Source organism: Pseudomonas sp. HD57-3, assembly GCF_056113135.1.
Genome location: NZ_CM148568.1, coordinates 1280993 through 1297184 on the forward strand (window position 1 = coordinate 1280993; position 16192 = coordinate 1297184).

Annotated in this window: 20 protein-coding genes; 6 read left to right on the top strand and 14 right to left on the bottom strand. The window is 60.8% G+C overall.

Features of this window, described 5'->3' with window-relative positions:
* Window positions 1-125 precede the first annotated feature (125 nt).
* Genes AC0R79_RS05645 through AC0R79_RS05655 form a run of 3 tightly spaced genes read right to left on the bottom strand, consistent with a single transcriptional unit; the run spans window position 126 to window position 3504 of the window.
* A complete protein-coding gene (locus tag AC0R79_RS05645) occupies window positions 126-1031 on the bottom strand; it encodes an acyltransferase (protein ID WP_474733599.1) in 906 nt (301 codons plus the stop codon).
* Window positions 1032-1035: 4 nt separating this feature from the next.
* Window positions 1036-3135: a phosphate acetyltransferase gene (gene pta, locus AC0R79_RS05650; protein WP_007959085.1), complete on the bottom strand. Its 2100-nt coding sequence runs from the start codon at window positions 3133-3135 to the stop codon at window positions 1036-1038.
* A 60-nt stretch (window positions 3136-3195) separates the two neighbouring features.
* Window positions 3196-3504 (bottom strand): DUF3565 domain-containing protein, encoded by a 309-nt coding sequence (locus AC0R79_RS05655; protein WP_085608179.1) that lies wholly within the window; start codon window positions 3502-3504, stop codon window positions 3196-3198.
* Here AC0R79_RS05655 and AC0R79_RS05660 point away from each other — a divergent pair.
* The 3 genes from AC0R79_RS05660 to AC0R79_RS05670 all read left to right on the top strand — a co-directional run bounded on the left by AC0R79_RS05660 (window position 3503) and on the right by AC0R79_RS05670 (window position 5854).
* On the top strand, window positions 3503-3988 hold the full coding sequence (locus AC0R79_RS05660; protein ID WP_007959084.1) for an FKBP-type peptidyl-prolyl cis-trans isomerase: 486 nt from the start codon (window positions 3503-3505) through the stop codon (window positions 3986-3988). The genes AC0R79_RS05655 and AC0R79_RS05660 overlap by 2 nt on opposite strands.
* Window positions 3989-4110: 122 nt before the next feature.
* Window positions 4111-4593, top strand: coding sequence for a glutathione peroxidase (locus AC0R79_RS05665; RefSeq protein ID WP_007959082.1), 483 nt, complete (start codon window positions 4111-4113; stop codon window positions 4591-4593).
* 157 nt (window positions 4594-4750) lie between these two features.
* Window positions 4751-5854: an NADH:flavin oxidoreductase gene (locus tag AC0R79_RS05670; RefSeq protein WP_127796942.1), complete on the top strand. Its 1104-nt coding sequence runs from the start codon at window positions 4751-4753 to the stop codon at window positions 5852-5854.
* On the opposite strand, the gene AC0R79_RS05675 is transcribed toward AC0R79_RS05670, so the two are convergent.
* Both AC0R79_RS05675 and cysZ read right to left on the bottom strand, forming a co-directional pair.
* On the bottom strand, window positions 5823-7043 hold the full coding sequence (locus tag AC0R79_RS05675; protein ID WP_474733603.1) for a glycosyltransferase family 4 protein: 1221 nt from the start codon (window positions 7041-7043) through the stop codon (window positions 5823-5825). The genes AC0R79_RS05670 and AC0R79_RS05675 overlap by 32 nt on opposite strands.
* A gap of 36 nt (window positions 7044-7079) precedes the next feature.
* A complete protein-coding gene (gene cysZ / locus AC0R79_RS05680; protein WP_011332493.1) occupies window positions 7080-7832 on the bottom strand; it encodes a sulfate transporter CysZ in 753 nt (250 codons plus the stop codon).
* A 310-nt stretch (window positions 7833-8142) separates the two neighbouring features.
* Here cysZ and trxB point away from each other — a divergent pair, with 310 nt between their 5' ends.
* Window positions 8143-9105 (top strand): thioredoxin-disulfide reductase, encoded by a 963-nt coding sequence (gene trxB, locus AC0R79_RS05685; protein WP_474733605.1) that lies wholly within the window; start codon window positions 8143-8145, stop codon window positions 9103-9105.
* Window positions 9106-9307: 202 nt separating this feature from the next.
* Here trxB and AC0R79_RS05690 read toward each other — a convergent pair whose 3' ends face one another.
* The 6 genes from AC0R79_RS05690 to AC0R79_RS05715 all read right to left on the bottom strand — a co-directional run bounded on the left by AC0R79_RS05690 (window position 9308) and on the right by AC0R79_RS05715 (window position 12295).
* Window positions 9308-9646, bottom strand: coding sequence for a HopJ type III effector protein (locus AC0R79_RS05690; RefSeq protein ID WP_127796943.1), 339 nt, complete (start codon window positions 9644-9646; stop codon window positions 9308-9310).
* A complete protein-coding gene (locus AC0R79_RS05695; RefSeq protein ID WP_085608092.1) occupies window positions 9639-9935 on the bottom strand; it encodes a DUF1244 domain-containing protein in 297 nt (98 codons plus the stop codon). The genes AC0R79_RS05690 and AC0R79_RS05695 overlap by 8 nt, the downstream gene beginning before the upstream one ends.
* A 68-nt stretch (window positions 9936-10003) precedes the next feature.
* Window positions 10004-10375 carry a dihydroneopterin triphosphate 2'-epimerase gene (gene folX, locus AC0R79_RS05700; RefSeq protein ID WP_007957207.1) on the bottom strand — a complete coding sequence of 124 codons (372 nt, stop codon included), beginning with the start codon at window positions 10373-10375 and terminating at the stop codon, window positions 10004-10006.
* Entirely contained in the window at window positions 10376-10936 is a 561-nt protein-coding gene (folE, locus tag AC0R79_RS05705) for a GTP cyclohydrolase I FolE (protein ID WP_007957209.1), read from the bottom strand.
* A 22-nt stretch (window positions 10937-10958) separates the two neighbouring features.
* Window positions 10959-11669, bottom strand: coding sequence for a dihydromonapterin reductase (gene folM / locus AC0R79_RS05710; protein ID WP_474733609.1), 711 nt, complete (start codon window positions 11667-11669; stop codon window positions 10959-10961).
* Window positions 11670-11725: 56 nt separating this feature from the next.
* Window positions 11726-12295: an antibiotic biosynthesis monooxygenase gene (locus tag AC0R79_RS05715; RefSeq protein ID WP_007957213.1), complete on the bottom strand. Its 570-nt coding sequence runs from the start codon at window positions 12293-12295 to the stop codon at window positions 11726-11728.
* Between the two features lie 225 nt (window positions 12296-12520).
* Here AC0R79_RS05715 and AC0R79_RS05720 point away from each other — a divergent pair, with 225 nt between their 5' ends.
* Window positions 12521-13480, top strand: a complete 960-nt coding sequence (locus AC0R79_RS05720) for a MerR family transcriptional regulator (protein ID WP_474733611.1) — start codon at window positions 12521-12523, stop codon at window positions 13478-13480.
* A 3-nt stretch (window positions 13481-13483) separates the two neighbouring features.
* On the opposite strand, the gene AC0R79_RS05725 is transcribed toward AC0R79_RS05720, so the two are convergent.
* Both AC0R79_RS05725 and AC0R79_RS05730 read right to left on the bottom strand, forming a co-directional pair.
* A complete protein-coding gene (locus tag AC0R79_RS05725; RefSeq protein ID WP_007957217.1) occupies window positions 13484-14089 on the bottom strand; it encodes a hypothetical protein in 606 nt (201 codons plus the stop codon).
* Window positions 14090-14143: 54 nt separating this feature from the next.
* Window positions 14144-14620 carry a PAS domain-containing protein gene (locus AC0R79_RS05730; protein WP_474733613.1) on the bottom strand — a complete coding sequence of 159 codons (477 nt, stop codon included), beginning with the start codon at window positions 14618-14620 and terminating at the stop codon, window positions 14144-14146.
* 153 nt (window positions 14621-14773) lie between these two features.
* On the opposite strand from AC0R79_RS05730, the gene AC0R79_RS05735 reads away from it, so the two are divergent.
* On the top strand, window positions 14774-15229 hold the full coding sequence (locus AC0R79_RS05735; protein WP_474733615.1) for a flavodoxin: 456 nt from the start codon (window positions 14774-14776) through the stop codon (window positions 15227-15229).
* On the opposite strand, the gene AC0R79_RS05740 is transcribed toward AC0R79_RS05735, so the two are convergent.
* Window positions 15219-16106 (bottom strand): LysR family transcriptional regulator, encoded by an 888-nt coding sequence (locus tag AC0R79_RS05740; RefSeq protein WP_474733618.1) that lies wholly within the window; start codon window positions 16104-16106, stop codon window positions 15219-15221. The two genes, AC0R79_RS05735 and AC0R79_RS05740, sit on opposite strands and share 11 nt — an antisense overlap.
* Between the last annotated feature and the right edge of the window lie 86 nt (window positions 16107-16192).

The following is a 16192-nucleotide window of genomic DNA, read 5'->3' on the forward strand; positions in this document are numbered from 1 at the left end:
GCGGTACTCGAGCTAACGCTCATTGTGTTGAGTGGTGGGAAGCGGAAAGCGAGAAGCGAACTGTTTTTCTGTGGGAGCCGGCCTGACAGACGACCAATTTCTGTCAGGTGTTCCCACAGGGGGGATCAGCGTCGGTTGGGATATTCGCGGTGCATCTGCTCGAGCAATGCATCCTTGTCTTGCCACAGCTGGTTGATCCAGCCCTGGAATTGCAGGCGGTATTCGCCGTCCTGGTCGTAGTTTTTGCCGATGAACTGGGGTGGGATTTTCAGTTCTTCGAAGTGCACTACTACGTCTCGGACGTTGCCGCACAGCAGGTCCCAGAAGCCAGGGCGGCCGCCCGGGTAGTGGATGGTGACGTTGACGATCGATTCCAGTTGTTCGCCCATCGCATCCAGTACGAACGCGATGCCGCCGGCCTTGGGTTTGAGCAGGTATTTGAACGGTGATTGCTGCTGTGCGTGCTTGCCTTCGGTGAAGCGTGTGCCTTCGACGAAGTTGAAGATGCCTACCGGGTTGTCGCGGAATTTCGCGCAGGTCTTGCGGGTGGTTTCGAGGTCTTTGCCTTTCTTTTCCGGGTGTTTTTCCAGATAGGCTTTTGAATAGCGTTTCATGAACGGGAAGCCCAGGGTCCACCACGCCAGGCCGATGATTGGCACCCAGATCAGTTCCTGTTTGAGGAAGAACTTCAGCGGCTGGATGCGTCGGTTGAGCACGTATTGCAGCACCAGGATGTCGACCCAGCTCTGGTGGTTGCTGGTGATCAGGTACGAGTGTTGATAGTCCAGGCCTTGCAGGCCGCTGAGGTGCCAGCGGGTGCGGCGGACCAGGTTCATCCAGCCTTTGTTGTTGCTGATCCAGGCTTCGTGGGTGTGGCTCATCAGCCAGCGCGAGGCGCGGCGTGCGAGGTCGAACGGCAGCACTTTGATCAGTGCCACGAGAAACAGGAACGAGCACAGCAGAATCGTATTCAGCGCCAGCAGCAGCGCGGCGATTACGCCGCGCAGGGTGGCAGGGAGAAAAGCCAGCATCGGGTCAGATATCCAGAGGTCGGTTGGCAGCCTGAATCGCGGTCAGGGCGATGGTGTAGACGATGTCGTCGACCTGCGCGCCGCGCGGCAGGTCGTTCACCGGTTTGCGCAGGCCTTGCAGCATCGGGCCGAGGCTCACGCAATCGGCGCTGCGCTGCACGGCTTTGTGGGTGGTGTTGCCGGTGTTCAGGTCAGGGAACACGAACACTGTGGCGCGACCGGCCACCTGGCTGTTCGGCGCCAGTTGTCGGGCGACGGTTTCGTTGGCGGCGGCGTCGTATTGCAACGGGCCGTCGATCAGCAGCGAGTGCTGTTGTTCGTGGGCGAGCAGGGTGGCTTCGCGGACCTTCTCGACTTCTTCGCCGGTGGCCGATTCGCCGCTGGAGTAGCTGATCATCGCCACGCGTGGGGTGATGCCGAATGCGGCGGCCGAGTCGGCGCTTTGCAGGGCGATTTCGGCCAGTTCGCTGGCGCTCGGGTGTGGGTTCATCACGCAGTCGCCGTAGACCAGCACTTCCTCGGGGAACAGCATGAAGAATACCGACGACACCAGCGTGCAGCCCGGCGCGGTCTTGATCAGCTGCAAGGCCGGGCGGATGGTGTTGGCGGTGGTGTTGATGATGCCGGAGACCAGGCCGTCGACTTCATCCAGCGCCAGCATCATGGTGCCGATCACCACAGTGTCTTCCAGTTGCTGCTCGGCCATCGGCGCGTTGAGGCTTTTGCTCTTGCGCAGGGCGACCATCGGTTCGACGTAGCGCTCGCGGATCAGGTCCGGATCGAGAATTTCCAGCCCCGGCGGCAGCACGATGCCCTGGGCACGGGCGACGGCTTCGACGTCTGCCGGTTTGGCCAGCAACACGCAACGGGCAATCCCGCGCTCCTGACAGATCGCCGCCGCTTGCACGGTGAACGGCTCGCTGCCTTCGGGCAGGACGATGCGTTTGTTGGCGGCTTGGGCGCGTTGAATCAATTGATAACGGAACACGGCTGGCGACAGGCGCATTTCCCGTGGCGTACCACAACGCTGGTGCAGCCAGTTGGCATCCAGATGGCTGGCGACGAAGTCGGTGATGATCTCGGCGCGCTCGCGGTCATCGACGGGGATTTCCTTGTTCAGGCCGTTGAGCAGGTTGGCGGTGTCGTAGGAGCCGGTGCTCACCGACAGCACCGGCAAGCCAGCCTGCAACGCGCCACGGCACAGATCCATGATGCGCGGATCGGGCAGGGTGTCGCTGGTCAGTAGCAGGCCGGCCAGCGGTACGCCGTTGATGGCGGCTAGGCTGACGGCGAGGATGATGTCGTCGCGATCGCCGGGGGTCACCACCAGCACGCCGGGCTTGAGCAGGTCCACAGTGTTGCGCATGGTGCGCGCGCAAATGATGGTCTTGGTCATGCGCCGGGTTTCGTAGTCGCCGGCGTTGAGCACCTGGGCGCCCATCAGGTCGGCGACGTCGCGGGTGCGCGGGGCATTGAGTTCGGGCTGGAACGGAATGCAGCCGAGCAGACGGAAATCACCGGTGCGCAGCAAGGGCGAATGCTCTTTCAGACGCGCGGCGAAGGCGTCCATGCTTTCGTCGGTCTTGACCTTGTTGAGGATCACGCCGAGGACTTTCGGGTCTTTCGGCCCGCCGAACAGTTGCGCCTGCAACTCGACGCGGCCGGACAGTTCGGTCAGCACTTCGTTTTCCGGGGCCGAGACCAGAATCACCTCGGCATCCAGGCTCTTGGCCAGGTGCAGGTTGACCCGCGCGGCATAGCTGGCGCTGCGGGTCGGCACCATGCCTTCGACGACCAGCACGTCTTTGCCGATGGCGGCCTGCTGGTAGAGGGTGATGATTTCTTCGAGCAACTCGTCGAGCTGACCGTCGCCGAGCATCCGCTCGACGTGGGCCAGGCCCAGTGGTTGCGGCGGTTTCAGGCCGTGGGTGCGGGCCACCAGTTCGGTGGAGCGCTCAGGGCCGGTGTCGCCCGGATGCGGCTGGGCAATCGGTTTGAAGAAGCCGACTTTCAGCCCGGCCCGCTCCAGCGTACGCACCAGCCCGAGGCTGATGGAGGTCAGACCCACACCAAAGTCGGTGGGCGCGATAAAAAAAGTTTGCATGCGGATTCTCTAAGGGTGCATGGCAATGGCGATCGTCTCTGTGTGCCGATCTGCCGAATTTCAGTCGTCAAGGTTATCGCTAACCGAGCCTTGAGCGCACCAACCGCAAGCAAAGGGTTGGCCTATTTTTTCAATACGTTGCGCAGCGTCCAGGACCCAGGCCCGGGACTGCCAGGGCGGGAGGTGGCGCAGGTGCTGGGTGTGGCCGCAGGACAGCTCGGCGACCCAGTGGCCGTCCTCGTCCTGATGGAATCCGGTGACGGTCACGGGCGCCAATCGATCCCGTCTGTCCGGGTTCTGTTCGCTTTCGGGCAAATCCTTGTTTAGACTTGTCCGTTCTTCATTCTTATGCAAAAGGTCTCGCCCCATGCTGATCGCCGCCAATAAGGCTGTCTCCATCGACTATACCCTGACCAACGACGCTGGTGAGGTCATCGACAGCTCCGCCGGCGGCGCTCCGCTGGTCTACCTGCATGGCGCAGGCAACATCATCCCGGGCCTGGAAAAAGCCCTGGAAGGTAAAGAAGTCGGCAACGAGCTGGACGTTTCCGTCGAGCCGGAAGATGCCTACGGCGAATACGCCGCTGAACTGGTCAGCACCCTGAGCCGCAGCATGTTCGAAGGCGTTGACGAGCTGGAAGTCGGCATGCAGTTCCACGCTTCGGCGCCGGACGGCCAGATGCAGATCGTCACCATCCGTGACCTGGACGGCGACGACGTCACTGTCGACGGCAACCACCCGCTGGCCGGTCAGCGCCTGAACTTCAAAGTGAAGGTCGTTGCCATCCGTGACGCCAGCCAGGAAGAAATCGCTCATGGTCACGTCCATGGCGAAGGTGGCCATCACCACTGATTTTCTGCGCTAAGCTTCGAGTACTGGAGAGGCGCCCGAGGGCGCCTTTTTAGTCCGCGGCTGTCCTTGGTGGCCTCGCCAAGTGGCTGTTTCGAGTAGAAAACGGGAATCTGGAGTTCGTCATGAGTGCTTTTCACGACCTTAAGTTGACAGCCCTGGATGGTCAGGAGCTACCGCTGGCACCCTTCAAGGGCCAAGTCGTGCTGGTGGTCAACGTCGCCTCCAAATGCGGCTTGACCCCACAGTACGCGGCGCTGGAAAACCTCTATCAGCAATACAAAGGCAAAGGCTTCAGTGTGCTGGGCCTGCCGTGCAACCAGTTTGCCGGTCAGGAACCGGGCAGTGAGCAGGAGATCCAGGAATTCTGCAGCCTCAACTATGGCGTGAGTTTTCCGTTGTCGAAAAAGCTCGAAGTCAACGGTCACGACCGTCATCAGCTCTACCGCCTGCTGGCGGGCGAGGGCGCGGAGTTTCCCGGTGACATCACCTGGAATTTCGAGAAATTCCTGCTCGGCAAGGACGGTCGGGTACTGGCCCGATTCTCGCCGCGCACGGCGCCGGATGATCCTTCGGTGATTACGGCGATTGAAAAAGCCTTGAGCTGAAACACAAAAATCGCAGCCCTCGAGCTGCGATTTTTTTCGCCTGCCTTTTGACCCTTAATCATTCAGATCAATAGTGCTATCGGTTGATTGGAACTCCGCATATTATCGCCGTCATATGAATCGCATGCCCGTCGATCAATTTTTCGTGGAGCCTCCCATGCCCGTGCAAGCCCTGTTCAAACCGTTCCAGCTCGGTGCCCTCGAACTGCCGACCCGCGTGGTCATGGCGCCGATGACCCGCTCGTTTTCCCCGGGCGGCGTACCCAATTCCAAAGTGATCGAATACTACCGTCGTCGCGCAGCGGCCGGTGTCGGCCTGATCATCACCGAAGGCACCACCGTCGGCCACCAGGCTTCCAACGGCTACCCGAACGTGCCGCACTTCTACGGTGAAGCTGCGCTCGCTGGCTGGAAGAAAGTCGTGGACGCGGTGCACGCCGAAGGCGGCAAGATCGTTCCGCAACTGTGGCACGTCGGCAATGTACGCCGTCTGGGCACCGAGCCGGACGCGAGCGTGCCGGGTTACGGCCCGTCGGAAAAACTCAAGGACGGTCAGGTCGTCGTACACGGCATGACCAAACAGGACATCCAGGAGGTGATCGCCGCCTTCGCCCAAGCTGCCAAAGATGCCCAAAGCATCGGCATGGACGGCGTGGAAATCCACGGCGCTCACGGTTACCTGATCGACCAGTTCTTCTGGGAAGGCAGCAACCAGCGCACCGACGAATACGGTGGCAGCCTGGCCAACCGTTCGCGTTTCGCTATCGAGCTGATTCAGGCCGTACGCGCCGCTGTTGGCGAAGGCTTCCCGATCATCTTCCGCTTCTCGCAGTGGAAACAGCAGGACTACACCGCGCGTCTGGTGCAAACCGCCGAAGCGCTGGGCGAATTCCTCAAGCCGTTGTCCGACGCTGGCGTGGACATTTTCCACTGCTCGACGCGCCGTTTCTGGGAGCCGGAATTCGACGGTTCCGACCTGAACCTGGCCGGCTGGACACGCAAACTGACCGGCAAACCGACCATCACCGTCGGCAGCGTCGGCCTCGATGGCGAGTTCCTGCAATTCATGGTCAACACCGACAAGGTCGCGCAACCGGCCAGTCTGGAAAAACTGCTGGAGCGTCTGAACAACGACGAGTTCGATCTGGTGGCGGTGGGGCGTGCGCTGCTGGTCGATCCGGACTGGGCGCAGAAAGTGCGCGAAGGCCGCGAGCAGGACATTCTGCCGTTCAGCCGTGAGGCGTTGATGACGCTGGTTTGATCGCCGTGGGCGGCTTGTCGCGCAAGTCGCGGCAAGCCCCCAGCAAATGGTTTTCAAACTGTTCGACGATGGCCGCCCAACCCTGGCGGCTGGCGTGTTGGCGTGCGTTCAGGCGCACGCAGCGCAACCGTTCATCCTCTTCCAGCAGCCACGCCGCAGCCTCGCAGAACGCCTCTTCATCCCCGGGCATCGCCAGCACGCCGTTGTAGCCATGGCGAATATGCTGGGCCGCCGCGGCCTGATCGTTGGCCACCACCCCAAGGCCCGAGGCCAGCGCTTCCAGCACGACGTTGCCGAAGGTTTCGGTCAGGCTCGGAAACAGGAACACATCCCCTGACGCATAGTGCGCCGCCAGCGCTTCGCCCCGTTGCGAGCCGCAGAAAATCGCCTCGGGCAGTTCCTTTTCCAGTGCCATTCGTTGCGGCCCGTCGCCGACCACGATCAGCTTCAGATTGCGCTGTGGATAAGTACCGGCGAGCTTTTCGAAACTGCGCTTGAGCAGGCCGAGGTTCTTCTCCGGTGCCAGGCGTCCTACGTGAATGACAGCAATGTCTCGCTCGCCAAGACCCCATTGCTCACGCAAGGCATTCAGGCGCTTGGCTGGATGAAACAACTGGCTGTCGACACCCCGGGACAGCAGCGCCAGGCGTTCGAAATGCCGGCGCTCCAGCTCCAGGCGCTGGCTGACGCTCGGCACCAGGGTCATGGCCGAACGATTGTGAAACCAGCGCAGGTAATGGGTGAGCAAACGCGTCAGCAATCCAAGCCCGTACTGGTGGGTGTATTGCTGGAAGTTGGTGTGAAAGCCGCTGACCACCGCAATGCCCAGACGGCGCGCTGCGCGCAGTGCCGACAGCCCGAGCGGACCTTCCGTGGCGATATAGAGCACGTCCGGGCGCTGGCGCGTCCAGCGCCGCAGCAACTTGTGCATCGACGACTGACCCCATTGCAACCCCGGATAACCCGGCAACGGCCAGCCCCGGCACAGCAGCAGCGAGTCGTCCTCAGTGCGCTGCGGATCGTCAGCCTGACGCGGTCGCACCAGTTCAACCCGATGCCCGCGTGCGCGTAAACCGTCGCACAAGCGGCCAAGGGTATTGGCCACGCCGTTGATTTCCGGTGGGAAGGTTTCGCTGATGAGGGTGATATGTAGAGCTGTCGTCATGACCTCAGTGTCGGCTGAGGCCATGTCGTGGTTGTGACGTTCGGATGATGGATTTGTGACTCAGCGCTGCGTCACCAGATTCTCGGCCCCGCGCTCACGCACCCAGAACAGCGTCGCGCCAGCCACGGCGGCCGGCATCATCAGGATGTTGACCACCGGAATCAGCAACACCAGATAAACGATCCCGCCAAAGCTCATGCTTTGCCAGCGTTTCTGACGCAGCCAGGCGAGCATTTCGTTCCAGCCCAGCTTGTGGTTGTCCGCCGGGTAGTCGATGTACTGGATCGCCATCATCCACACCCCGAACAACAGCCACAGCGGTGCGGCGACGATGTTCACCACCGGGATGAACGAGAGGATGAACAGGCCGATCGCCCGGGGCAGGAAGTAACCGAGCTTGCGCATTTCCCGGGCGAGGGTGCGCGGGATCATGGCGATCAGTTCACCCCAGCTGAAGGCCGGGAAGTCGTCGGTGCCGCGCACCACCACTTCAACCTTTTCCGCGAGGAAGCCGTTGAACGGTGCGGCGATCACGTTGGCCAGCATGGTGAAGGTGAAGAACACCATCAACGCCACCAGCACCACGAACAGCGGCCACAGGATGTAACTGAGGAAACTCAGCCATTCGGGCAGCGACGGCATCAGTGTGTCGACCCACAGGCTGAACTGGTGGCCGGCCAGATAGATCAATCCGACGAACAGCACCAGGTTGATGGCCAGCGGCAGCAGCACGAACAGGCGCAGGCCCGGGCTCAAGACCAGTTTGAGGCCTTCGCGCAGGTATTGCGGGCCGGACAGAACAGGGGCGGGCATAAGGTGCTCCGAGCAAGGGAAAACGCGCCGACCTTACCGACTTTGCAGAACCTGTGAAAGCGCGGCAGCGGGATCGACATTCACTGTAACAAAGACGTCCATCTCGTCAGTGTGTCGGTATAGAGACCACCTATGAGCTGGATTGTTAAACCGTATTTCCTTAATCTTGCCCCCCTCGATACGCTGCACCCAACTTTTTACAGGACTGTCGAGCTCACGCCTTCCCCAAGGTTATCCACAGTCCTTTTTTATTCCCGCCGGCAGTCCGGCGTCCGGCCAGGTGTCTTGGCCGGTCAACAGGAGCAGGTTCATGTCTGAAGTCCGTCATTCGCGAGTGATCATCCTCGGTTCCGGCCCTGCCGGTTACAGCGCTGCCGTCTACGCTGCCCGTGCCAACCTCAAGCCGCTGCTGATCACCGGCATGCAGGCCGGCGGTCAACTGACCACCACCACCGAAGTCGACAACTGGCCGGGCGACGTCCACGGCCTGACCGGCCCGGTACTGATGGAGCGCATGCGCGAACACGCCGAGCGTTTTGAAACCGAGATCATCTTCGATCACATCAACGCCGTGGACTTCGCTTCCAAGCCATACAGCCTGACCGGCGACAGCGGCACCTACACCTGCGACGCGCTGATCATCGCCACCGGCGCCAGCGCTCGTTACCTGGGCCTGCCGTCGGAAGAAGCGTTCATGGGCAAAGGCGTTTCGGCCTGCGCGACCTGCGACGGTTTCTTCTATCGCAACAAGCCGGTGGCTGTGGTCGGTGGCGGCAACACCGCTGTCGAAGAAGCGCTGTACCTGGCCAACATCGCCAGCAAGGTCACCCTGATCCACCGTCGCGAAACCTTCCGCGCCGAGAAGATCCTGATCGACAAGCTCAACGCCCGTGTGGCCGAAGGCAAGATCGAGCTGAAACTGAACGCGACCCTGGACGAAGTACTGGGCGACAACATGGGCGTGACCGGTGCGCGTCTGAAGAACAACGATGGCAGCTTCGACGAAATCAAGGTCGACGGCGTGTTCATCGCGATCGGCCACACCCCGAACACCTCGCTGTTCGAAGGTCAGCTGGAGCTGAAGGACGGCTACCTCGTGGTTCAGGGCGGCCGTGAAGGCAACGCCACCGCGACCAGCGTCGAAGGCATCTTCGCTGCCGGCGACGTGGCCGACCACGTTTACCGTCAGGCCATCACCTCGGCCGGCGCCGGTTGCATGGCGGCACTGGACACCGAGCGTTACCTGGACGATCTGCAGAACGTTTCGTTCTAAGATCGCAGGTACAAAAAAACCGGCCAATTGGCCGGTTTTTTCATGCCCATTATTCACAGGCACCACGACAATGATCGTTCCCACGCTCTGCGTGGGAATGCCTCATCTGGACGCTCTGCGTCCTTGGGACGCGGAGCGTCCCCGGCTGCATTCCCACGCGGAGCGTGGGAACGATCTGACAGGGATAGTGTTGTGTCGGGAATCAGCGGCGGGTCAGCGGTTGCGCTTCAAACTTCACGCCGTCCAGACCGTGCTGGATCAGCGCACGGATATTGCCGTGATCGCTGCCTTCAGGAGTCGCCACAACCGAGCGGTAGTGTTCGCCGAACGCTAGCAGCGCTTCTTCATCGCTCAAGCCTTCCAGCAGGGCCAAACCCAGGGTCTTGCACGAACCTTCGTTCTGCCCGGCCGCGTTTTCCACGCCACCGTTGTTGAACGCCTGAGGCTGGTAGTCGTAGCCGGCGGCGATGAAGGACAGGGTGTCGGCAAAAACGTGTTCGCCGCTCTTGAGGCTGGCGCGCAGGGTGTTCAGATCACTCATTGGGTTTTCCTTTGGCGAACGCCGCTTGTTGTTCGGCGCTGGCTTCTTGCTGATATTGGGCTTTCCAGTCGGCGTACGGCATGCCGTAAACCACCTCACGGGCATCGTCGAGGCTGACCTCGATCTGGCGCTCGTCGGCCTCGGCCTTGTACCACTTGGACAGGCAGTTGCGGCAGAACCCGGCGAGGTTCATCAGGTCGATGTTCTGCACGTCCTTGCGGCTGTCCAGGTGGGCGACCAGCCGGCGGAAGGCGGCGGCTTCGAGTTCGAGGCGTTGTTGCTCGGTCATGATGGGCTCTGTGCAGTCAAATCGTGGCGCGGATGATAAAAGTCTGACGCCCGGAGCGCCAGACACGTTCAGCGGCTGGCGGCGAGGGTGATCGACACCGACTCGGCAAAACGCAAGGCATGGGGCTTGTCGACTTCGACTTCGGCGTACAGCACCGATTCGTTGGCCATCACCAGATCCAGCAGCTCTTGGGTCAGGCGTTCGAGCAGCGCGAAGCGGTTGCCTTCCACGTGGGCGATGATCGCCTTGGTGATGGTGCGGTAGTTCAGCGCGTGGTCGATGTCGTTGTCACGCACCGCTTCCTGCGCGGCGTACAGGATGGTCAGGTTGATCAGCACATCCTGCTTGTTGAGGATTTCGTCCTCGTTGATCCCGATAAAGGTGCGCAGGCGCAGATCCTTGACCCGGATGCGCGCCATTCCCGGTTGAAGTTGTGGCATTTACTTGCTCCGTCCAATCAATTGCAGGAACTCCTGGCGGGTGTTGCTCGACTCGCGGAAGGCGCCGAGCATGACCGAGGTGTTCATGGTCGAATTCTGTTTCTCGACACCGCGCATCATCATGCACATGTGCCGGGCTTCGATGACTACCGCGACGCCGGCGGCATCGGTGACTTGCTGGACCGCCTCGGCGATCTGGCGGGTGAGGTTTTCCTGGATCTGCAGGCGGCGGGCGAACATGTCCACCAGTCGCGCGATCTTCGACAACCCCAGCACCTTGCCCGTCGGAATATAAGCCACATGGGCCTTGCCGATGAAGGGCAGCAGGTGATGTTCGCACAACGAGTACAGCTCGATGTCGGCGACGATGATCATCTCGTCGGTGTCGGAGGCAAACAGCGCGCCATTGACGATCTCGTCGACGCTCTGTTCATAGCCGTGACACAGATACTGCATGGCCTTGGCCGCCCGCACCGGCGTGTCGAGCAGTCCTTCGCGGTCGGGGTTTTCACCGAGACCGATCAGGATCTCGCGGTAATTCTCGGGCAGGGAACGGGTCATGGAGCATCCTCGCGGGGGCGTATTACTTGACGTGCCGCCCGCCGTTGACGGTCAGGGTCGTGCCGGTGACATACGGGTTGTCGAGCAGATAACGCAGGCTCTGATAAATCACTTCGCTGCCGGGTTCGATGCCCAGCGCGGACTTGGCCAGCGCCTTGGCGCGGTACGCCGCGTCGTCGTCGGGATTGAACAATAGCAGGGCTGGCGCGATGCCGTTGACCTTGATTGACGGCGCATAGCGCGCGGCGAAGGACAGCGTGAGACTGTCGAGCCCGGCCTTGCTGGCGCAATAGCCGATGTGTTTGCTGCTGCCCTTGCGGGTGACGTCATCGCTGATGTGGATGATGTCGGCAGGACTCGAACGTTGCAGCAATTCGGCGCAATGCAGGTTGATCAGGTACGGCGCCAGCATGTGGATGTTGAACATCCGGCTGAAGGCTTCGGCTTCGCCGTTACCGGTTTCCGCCAGCCACTCCGAGGCGTTGTGGACGATGGCGCGCAGGCTGTCGGTGTGAGTCTTCAGTTCGGTGATGAACGCGAGGATCGAGGCTTCGCTGGAAAAGTCCGCGTGCAGCCCGAGGGCGCCCAGATCCCGCAATGCCTTCTCACCTGGTCGTTCGCTGCGATAGGTGAAGATCACCCGATGACCGTCTTCCAGCAGACGCTGCGCGCAATGCAGGCCGACCCGCTGGCCGGCGCCGGTGATGAGGATGGGAGCTGTGGGAGAAGTCATGTACGGCTCGCGTCGAAGTCAGAGCAAAAACTATAACAGCGACGCGAGCGACGGCTTCAGCGATTTTGCGTGGAGGGTGCGGCAGGCAGTGGGCGCGCAGGCGCCGGGTTGAGCCAGCCGGCCAGCAGGCGGGTCGACAGCGGAATGAAGAAATAGACCATCAACGGGGTCAGGCACAGCGTGCTGATGAAGACCCTCGGCAACAGGCTCATTTCAGCGAGCAGCGGGCCCAACACGAAATTGAACAGCAGCGACACGGGGAAGAACGCCAGCCAGATCGCCACGGCCTGTTTCCAGCGTGGAGGACGCGCGCCGGCTGCACCGAACCAGCCTTCGATTCCGCTGACCCGATGTTCCGTCGGGTGAGCAAACAGATCGCTGCCACGAGCCAGCCATGCAGTGCGCGATGCCGAGTGTTCCCAGGCGTGCAGGGTCTGTTCGTCGACGAAGCGGAAAATGATCTGGAATTCATCGTCGCCGGGGGGCGGGGCCAATACGCCGGAGCCGAGGTAACCGGGGAAGTCGGTGGCCAGTTGTTCGCCTTCGCGCAACCAGGCGATCAGATCCTGATAACGACCATTGGCGACACGACGCGCGACCATCAGCGTGACGGGGGAAGTAGACATTGTGTATCTCCGTATTGCATTTGCGTCGCTCCGGGTAGGAGCTTCGCCTGACGCAGCGCCGGGGTAGAGGGCTGCGTTTTTCGACAAGCAAGGATTATTCCTCATTTTCGTGACGAACCAGAGACTTTCGTCCCATTTCGTTGCTTGAACCGATAAGGGGCATCAGGAGTAGAATGGGATCCAACTACGCCAACAAACTCCGCCAACAAGGACGTGTCCGCCCAAATGCCTGTCATTACAGACGTTCGCCCTGCTTCGCAGGCATCTGTTGCGCTGGAGCGCGAAGAACTTTTCCCGATACGAGAAGTGGCGCGCCTGACCGGGGTCAACCCGGTTACATTGCGCGCATGGGAACGCCGCTATGGTTTGATCCAGCCGACGCGCACCGAAAGTGGGCATCGGCTGTATTCGATGACTGATATCGAGCGCGTTCGCAGCATCGTCGACTGGATCGATCGCGGTGTCGCCGTGAGCAAGATCGGCAAGATCCTCGCCAAGACCGAGCCGATGAAGGTGCTGGCCCACTTCATGCCCGATGATCTGGTGCAGGCTGACTACCTCCAGTGGCAGGAACAGGTCCGGCAGGCAGTCAGCTCGTTCGACGATCAGTTGCTCGACCGGGTCTACGGGCAGATTTTCTCCTCCTATGCCTTGCCCGTGGTGTTTCAGGACATCCTGATGCCGCTGTGGCTGCAAATGCTCCAGCGTCAGGACGCGTTCGGGCAAACCAGCGAGTGGCTGTTCTTTGATGGTTTTCTGCGAGCGAAAGTGCTGCAGCGCATCGTCGTGCTGCGCGGCTCGCAACCGCGCAAGGTGATAGTCAGCGCGCTGGCCGGTCAATGTCGTGAGCTTGAATTGCTGGTGGCGGCGCTGTTTCTCAGTGGCAATGACGCGGGGGTTCGTGTGCTCACCACCGGTCAGCCGTTCGACGAGCTGACGCTGGTGTGCGAAAAGACCCGGCCCCAGGCGCTGGTGCTGTTTTCCAATCACGCGCCGACCGCAGAGCTGCCACGACGTCTGAATCGTCTGGCCTTGAGTCTGGATTGTCAGTTGATGCTGGCAGGCGATGCTGCCGATCTGGCGCAGGACAGCCTGGCCGGATCATCGGTTGGCTGTCTGGGCAATGAAGGATCGACCATGCGCCAGCGCATGAATCAGTTCCTGGCGGGGACGCTGGATACCTGAGACTCAGGTGTGCAGGGCAGGGTGGGTCAGACGATGCTGTTGCAGAATGAACTGGCGCAGACGCTCGGTTTCGTCGGCATCGCTCTGGCTTAGCTCGTAAGCATAAAAGCCGCTTTCGGTTTCCCGCTCGAACGTCCCGCGCAGGGAAATCCGCTCGTAGCCCGACGGGCTGAACCACAAGGCAAAATGCTTCGGCGGTTTGGTCTTGTTGCGCACTTCCAGCAGTACACCCTTGTGCGAAACCTCATGCACCCACAGCGTACCCGGCTGGCCCTTGGCATTTTCCAGTGCCACGGGCTCTTCCAGGGTCAGGCGCCATGGGCGCACCATCGGCCCGTCTTCATAGATGCTTGGTACGCCCAGGCGCAGGTGCAGGGCGTGGAACTCGTCTTCCACCAGATGCAGCGGAAAAGTCATCTGCTGATTTTCGAAGTTGGCCTGGATGGTGACTTGCTCATGGGCCGCCAGACGCGTGAGCAGATCACGGATCTGCGAACCACCATTGACCAGCAGGCTCGACGTCGCATCCCGCACATTCAGTTGCGGGTTGTGTTGCATGGTCTGGATGAAATCCAGCTCATCCTGGGTCAGGAGGGCGTCACGCTGCATGGCTAACTCGAAATGAATAATTACAAAGTCATTGGTGATTGTAGTTAATGACAATTAGTTCGCTGTTTTGTTTGCGCCGTTCGTCGCTTTCAAGGCAGCAATTTCTGCTTCCAGTGCCGCAACCTGAGCTTCCAGTTGCACAACCCGCTGCTGCGCCTTGACCTGAACCGTGACGTCCTTTTGCACGCCGACGAAATAGGTCAGTCCGTCGTCGGCATTTTTTACCGTCGACAGGGACAGCTCGTTCCAGAAGGGCGTGCCGTCCTTGCGGTAGTTACGCAGGATTTCCCGGCATGAGCCGCCTTCTCTCAAAACATCGCGAATCACATCCAGACTGGCCTGGTCGCGATCCCCGGCCTGCAGGAAACGACAGTCCTGATAGAGAATTTCTTCACGGGTGTAGCCAGTCAGTTTTTCGAAGGCCGGATTCACGTAGATCAGGATGTTGTCCTGCTCGCCTTCCTTTTCCGCTACCACAATCCCGTCATTCGACGCGTTGATCACCATCTGCAGCAGACTGGCATTGATCATCTATGAATCCCTTCAGTGTTATCGACCGCAGGCATTCTAGAAGATCGACCGGCGCTGTCTACTGGCCATCAGCGCTTATCGAGAGCCAATCGCAACAGAGCGCCGCTGGCTGTTACTATCGCCGCTCTTTTTTTCAGTTTCAGGATCAGATTGATGAAAGTCGCCATCCTCTCCGGCTCCGTGTACGGCACGGCCGAAGAAGTCGCTCGCCACGCTCAGAGCCTGTTGAACGCCGCCGGTTTTGAAACCTTCTACAACTCCCGCGCCAGCCTTGCCGATCTCCAGGCGTTTGGCCCTGAAGCCTTGCTCGGCGTGACCTCGACCACTGGCATGGGCGAGCTGCCGGACAACCTGCAACCGTTGTATTCGGCGATTCGCGACCAATTGCCGGCGGCCTGGCGTGGTTTGCCTGGCGCTGTGATCGCCTTGGGCGACGCCAGTTACGGCGACACGTTCTGCGGCGGCGGCGAGCAATTGCGCGAGTTGTTCGGCGAACTGGGTGTGCAAGAAGTGCAGGACATGCTGCGTATCGACGCCAGCGAAAGCGTTACCCCGGAAACCGACGCCGAGCCTTGGCTGGAGCAGTTGATCGCCATCCTCAAGGGCTGATCCCGCGCTCACGCAGCAGCGCCAGCCAGGCCTGTGCAGCCTTCGACAGATAGGCACCCCGGCGCCAGATGAAAGCGATATCCCAGCGCAAGTAATCCGGCGCGTTCAGGGCCAGGCGTACTACGCCTGGCCGCACCAGTCCGCGCGCCACCACGCTGGGCAGCAACACCACGCCTTGCCCGGCGGCGACCAGTGCCGCGAGAAAATCCGCCTGCCCGCTGCGCCCGCCTTCCTTCGGGGTGAAACCCATCTGCTGGCAGGCCTGAAGCAAACGATCGTTGAGCACGAAACTGCGCTGATACAAAAGAAACGGTGTCTCGGCCAACTCTTCCAGACCGATTTCAGATTTTGCCGCCAATGGATGATCCACCGGTAGCAGCGCATCGAGTGGTTCATCGCAGAACGGCTGAAAGTCGAACTGCGGATCTTTCGGCAGCAGACTGCCGCCCAACTCCAGCTCCCCGCTGAGCACCGCCTGTTCGATATTGCGACTGCCGCCTTCAAGCAACTGCACGCTGATGTTCGGATAACGCCGGCGGTATTCGGCGAACAGCCCGGCAAACAACGCATCGCTACCGAGCAATGGCAGCCCGAGACGTAACTCGCCGCGTGCCAGATGGCTGAGGTCATCCAGTTCGCTGAGCAATTCATTGCGCAACCGCAGCATGCCTTCGGCCCGTTGCAGCACCACGCTGCCGGCGGCGGTCAGGCGTATCTGCGAACCCAGCCGTTCGAGCAAAGGCGTGCCGAGGCTCTGTTCGAGCTGGGCGATCTGCTTGCTCACGGCGGACTGACTGATGTGCAGGGTTTTCGCCGCTTGGGTGAAGCCGCCCTGATGCATGACTTCGACGAAGCTTTTGAGCTGTTTGAATTCCATAGCCTGATTCCAGATTGGAATGGCTTTGAGTCTAACAATTCGCTTCGGAGATGGCAGTCGGGTTCGTAAAATAGGCACCTGAAAGG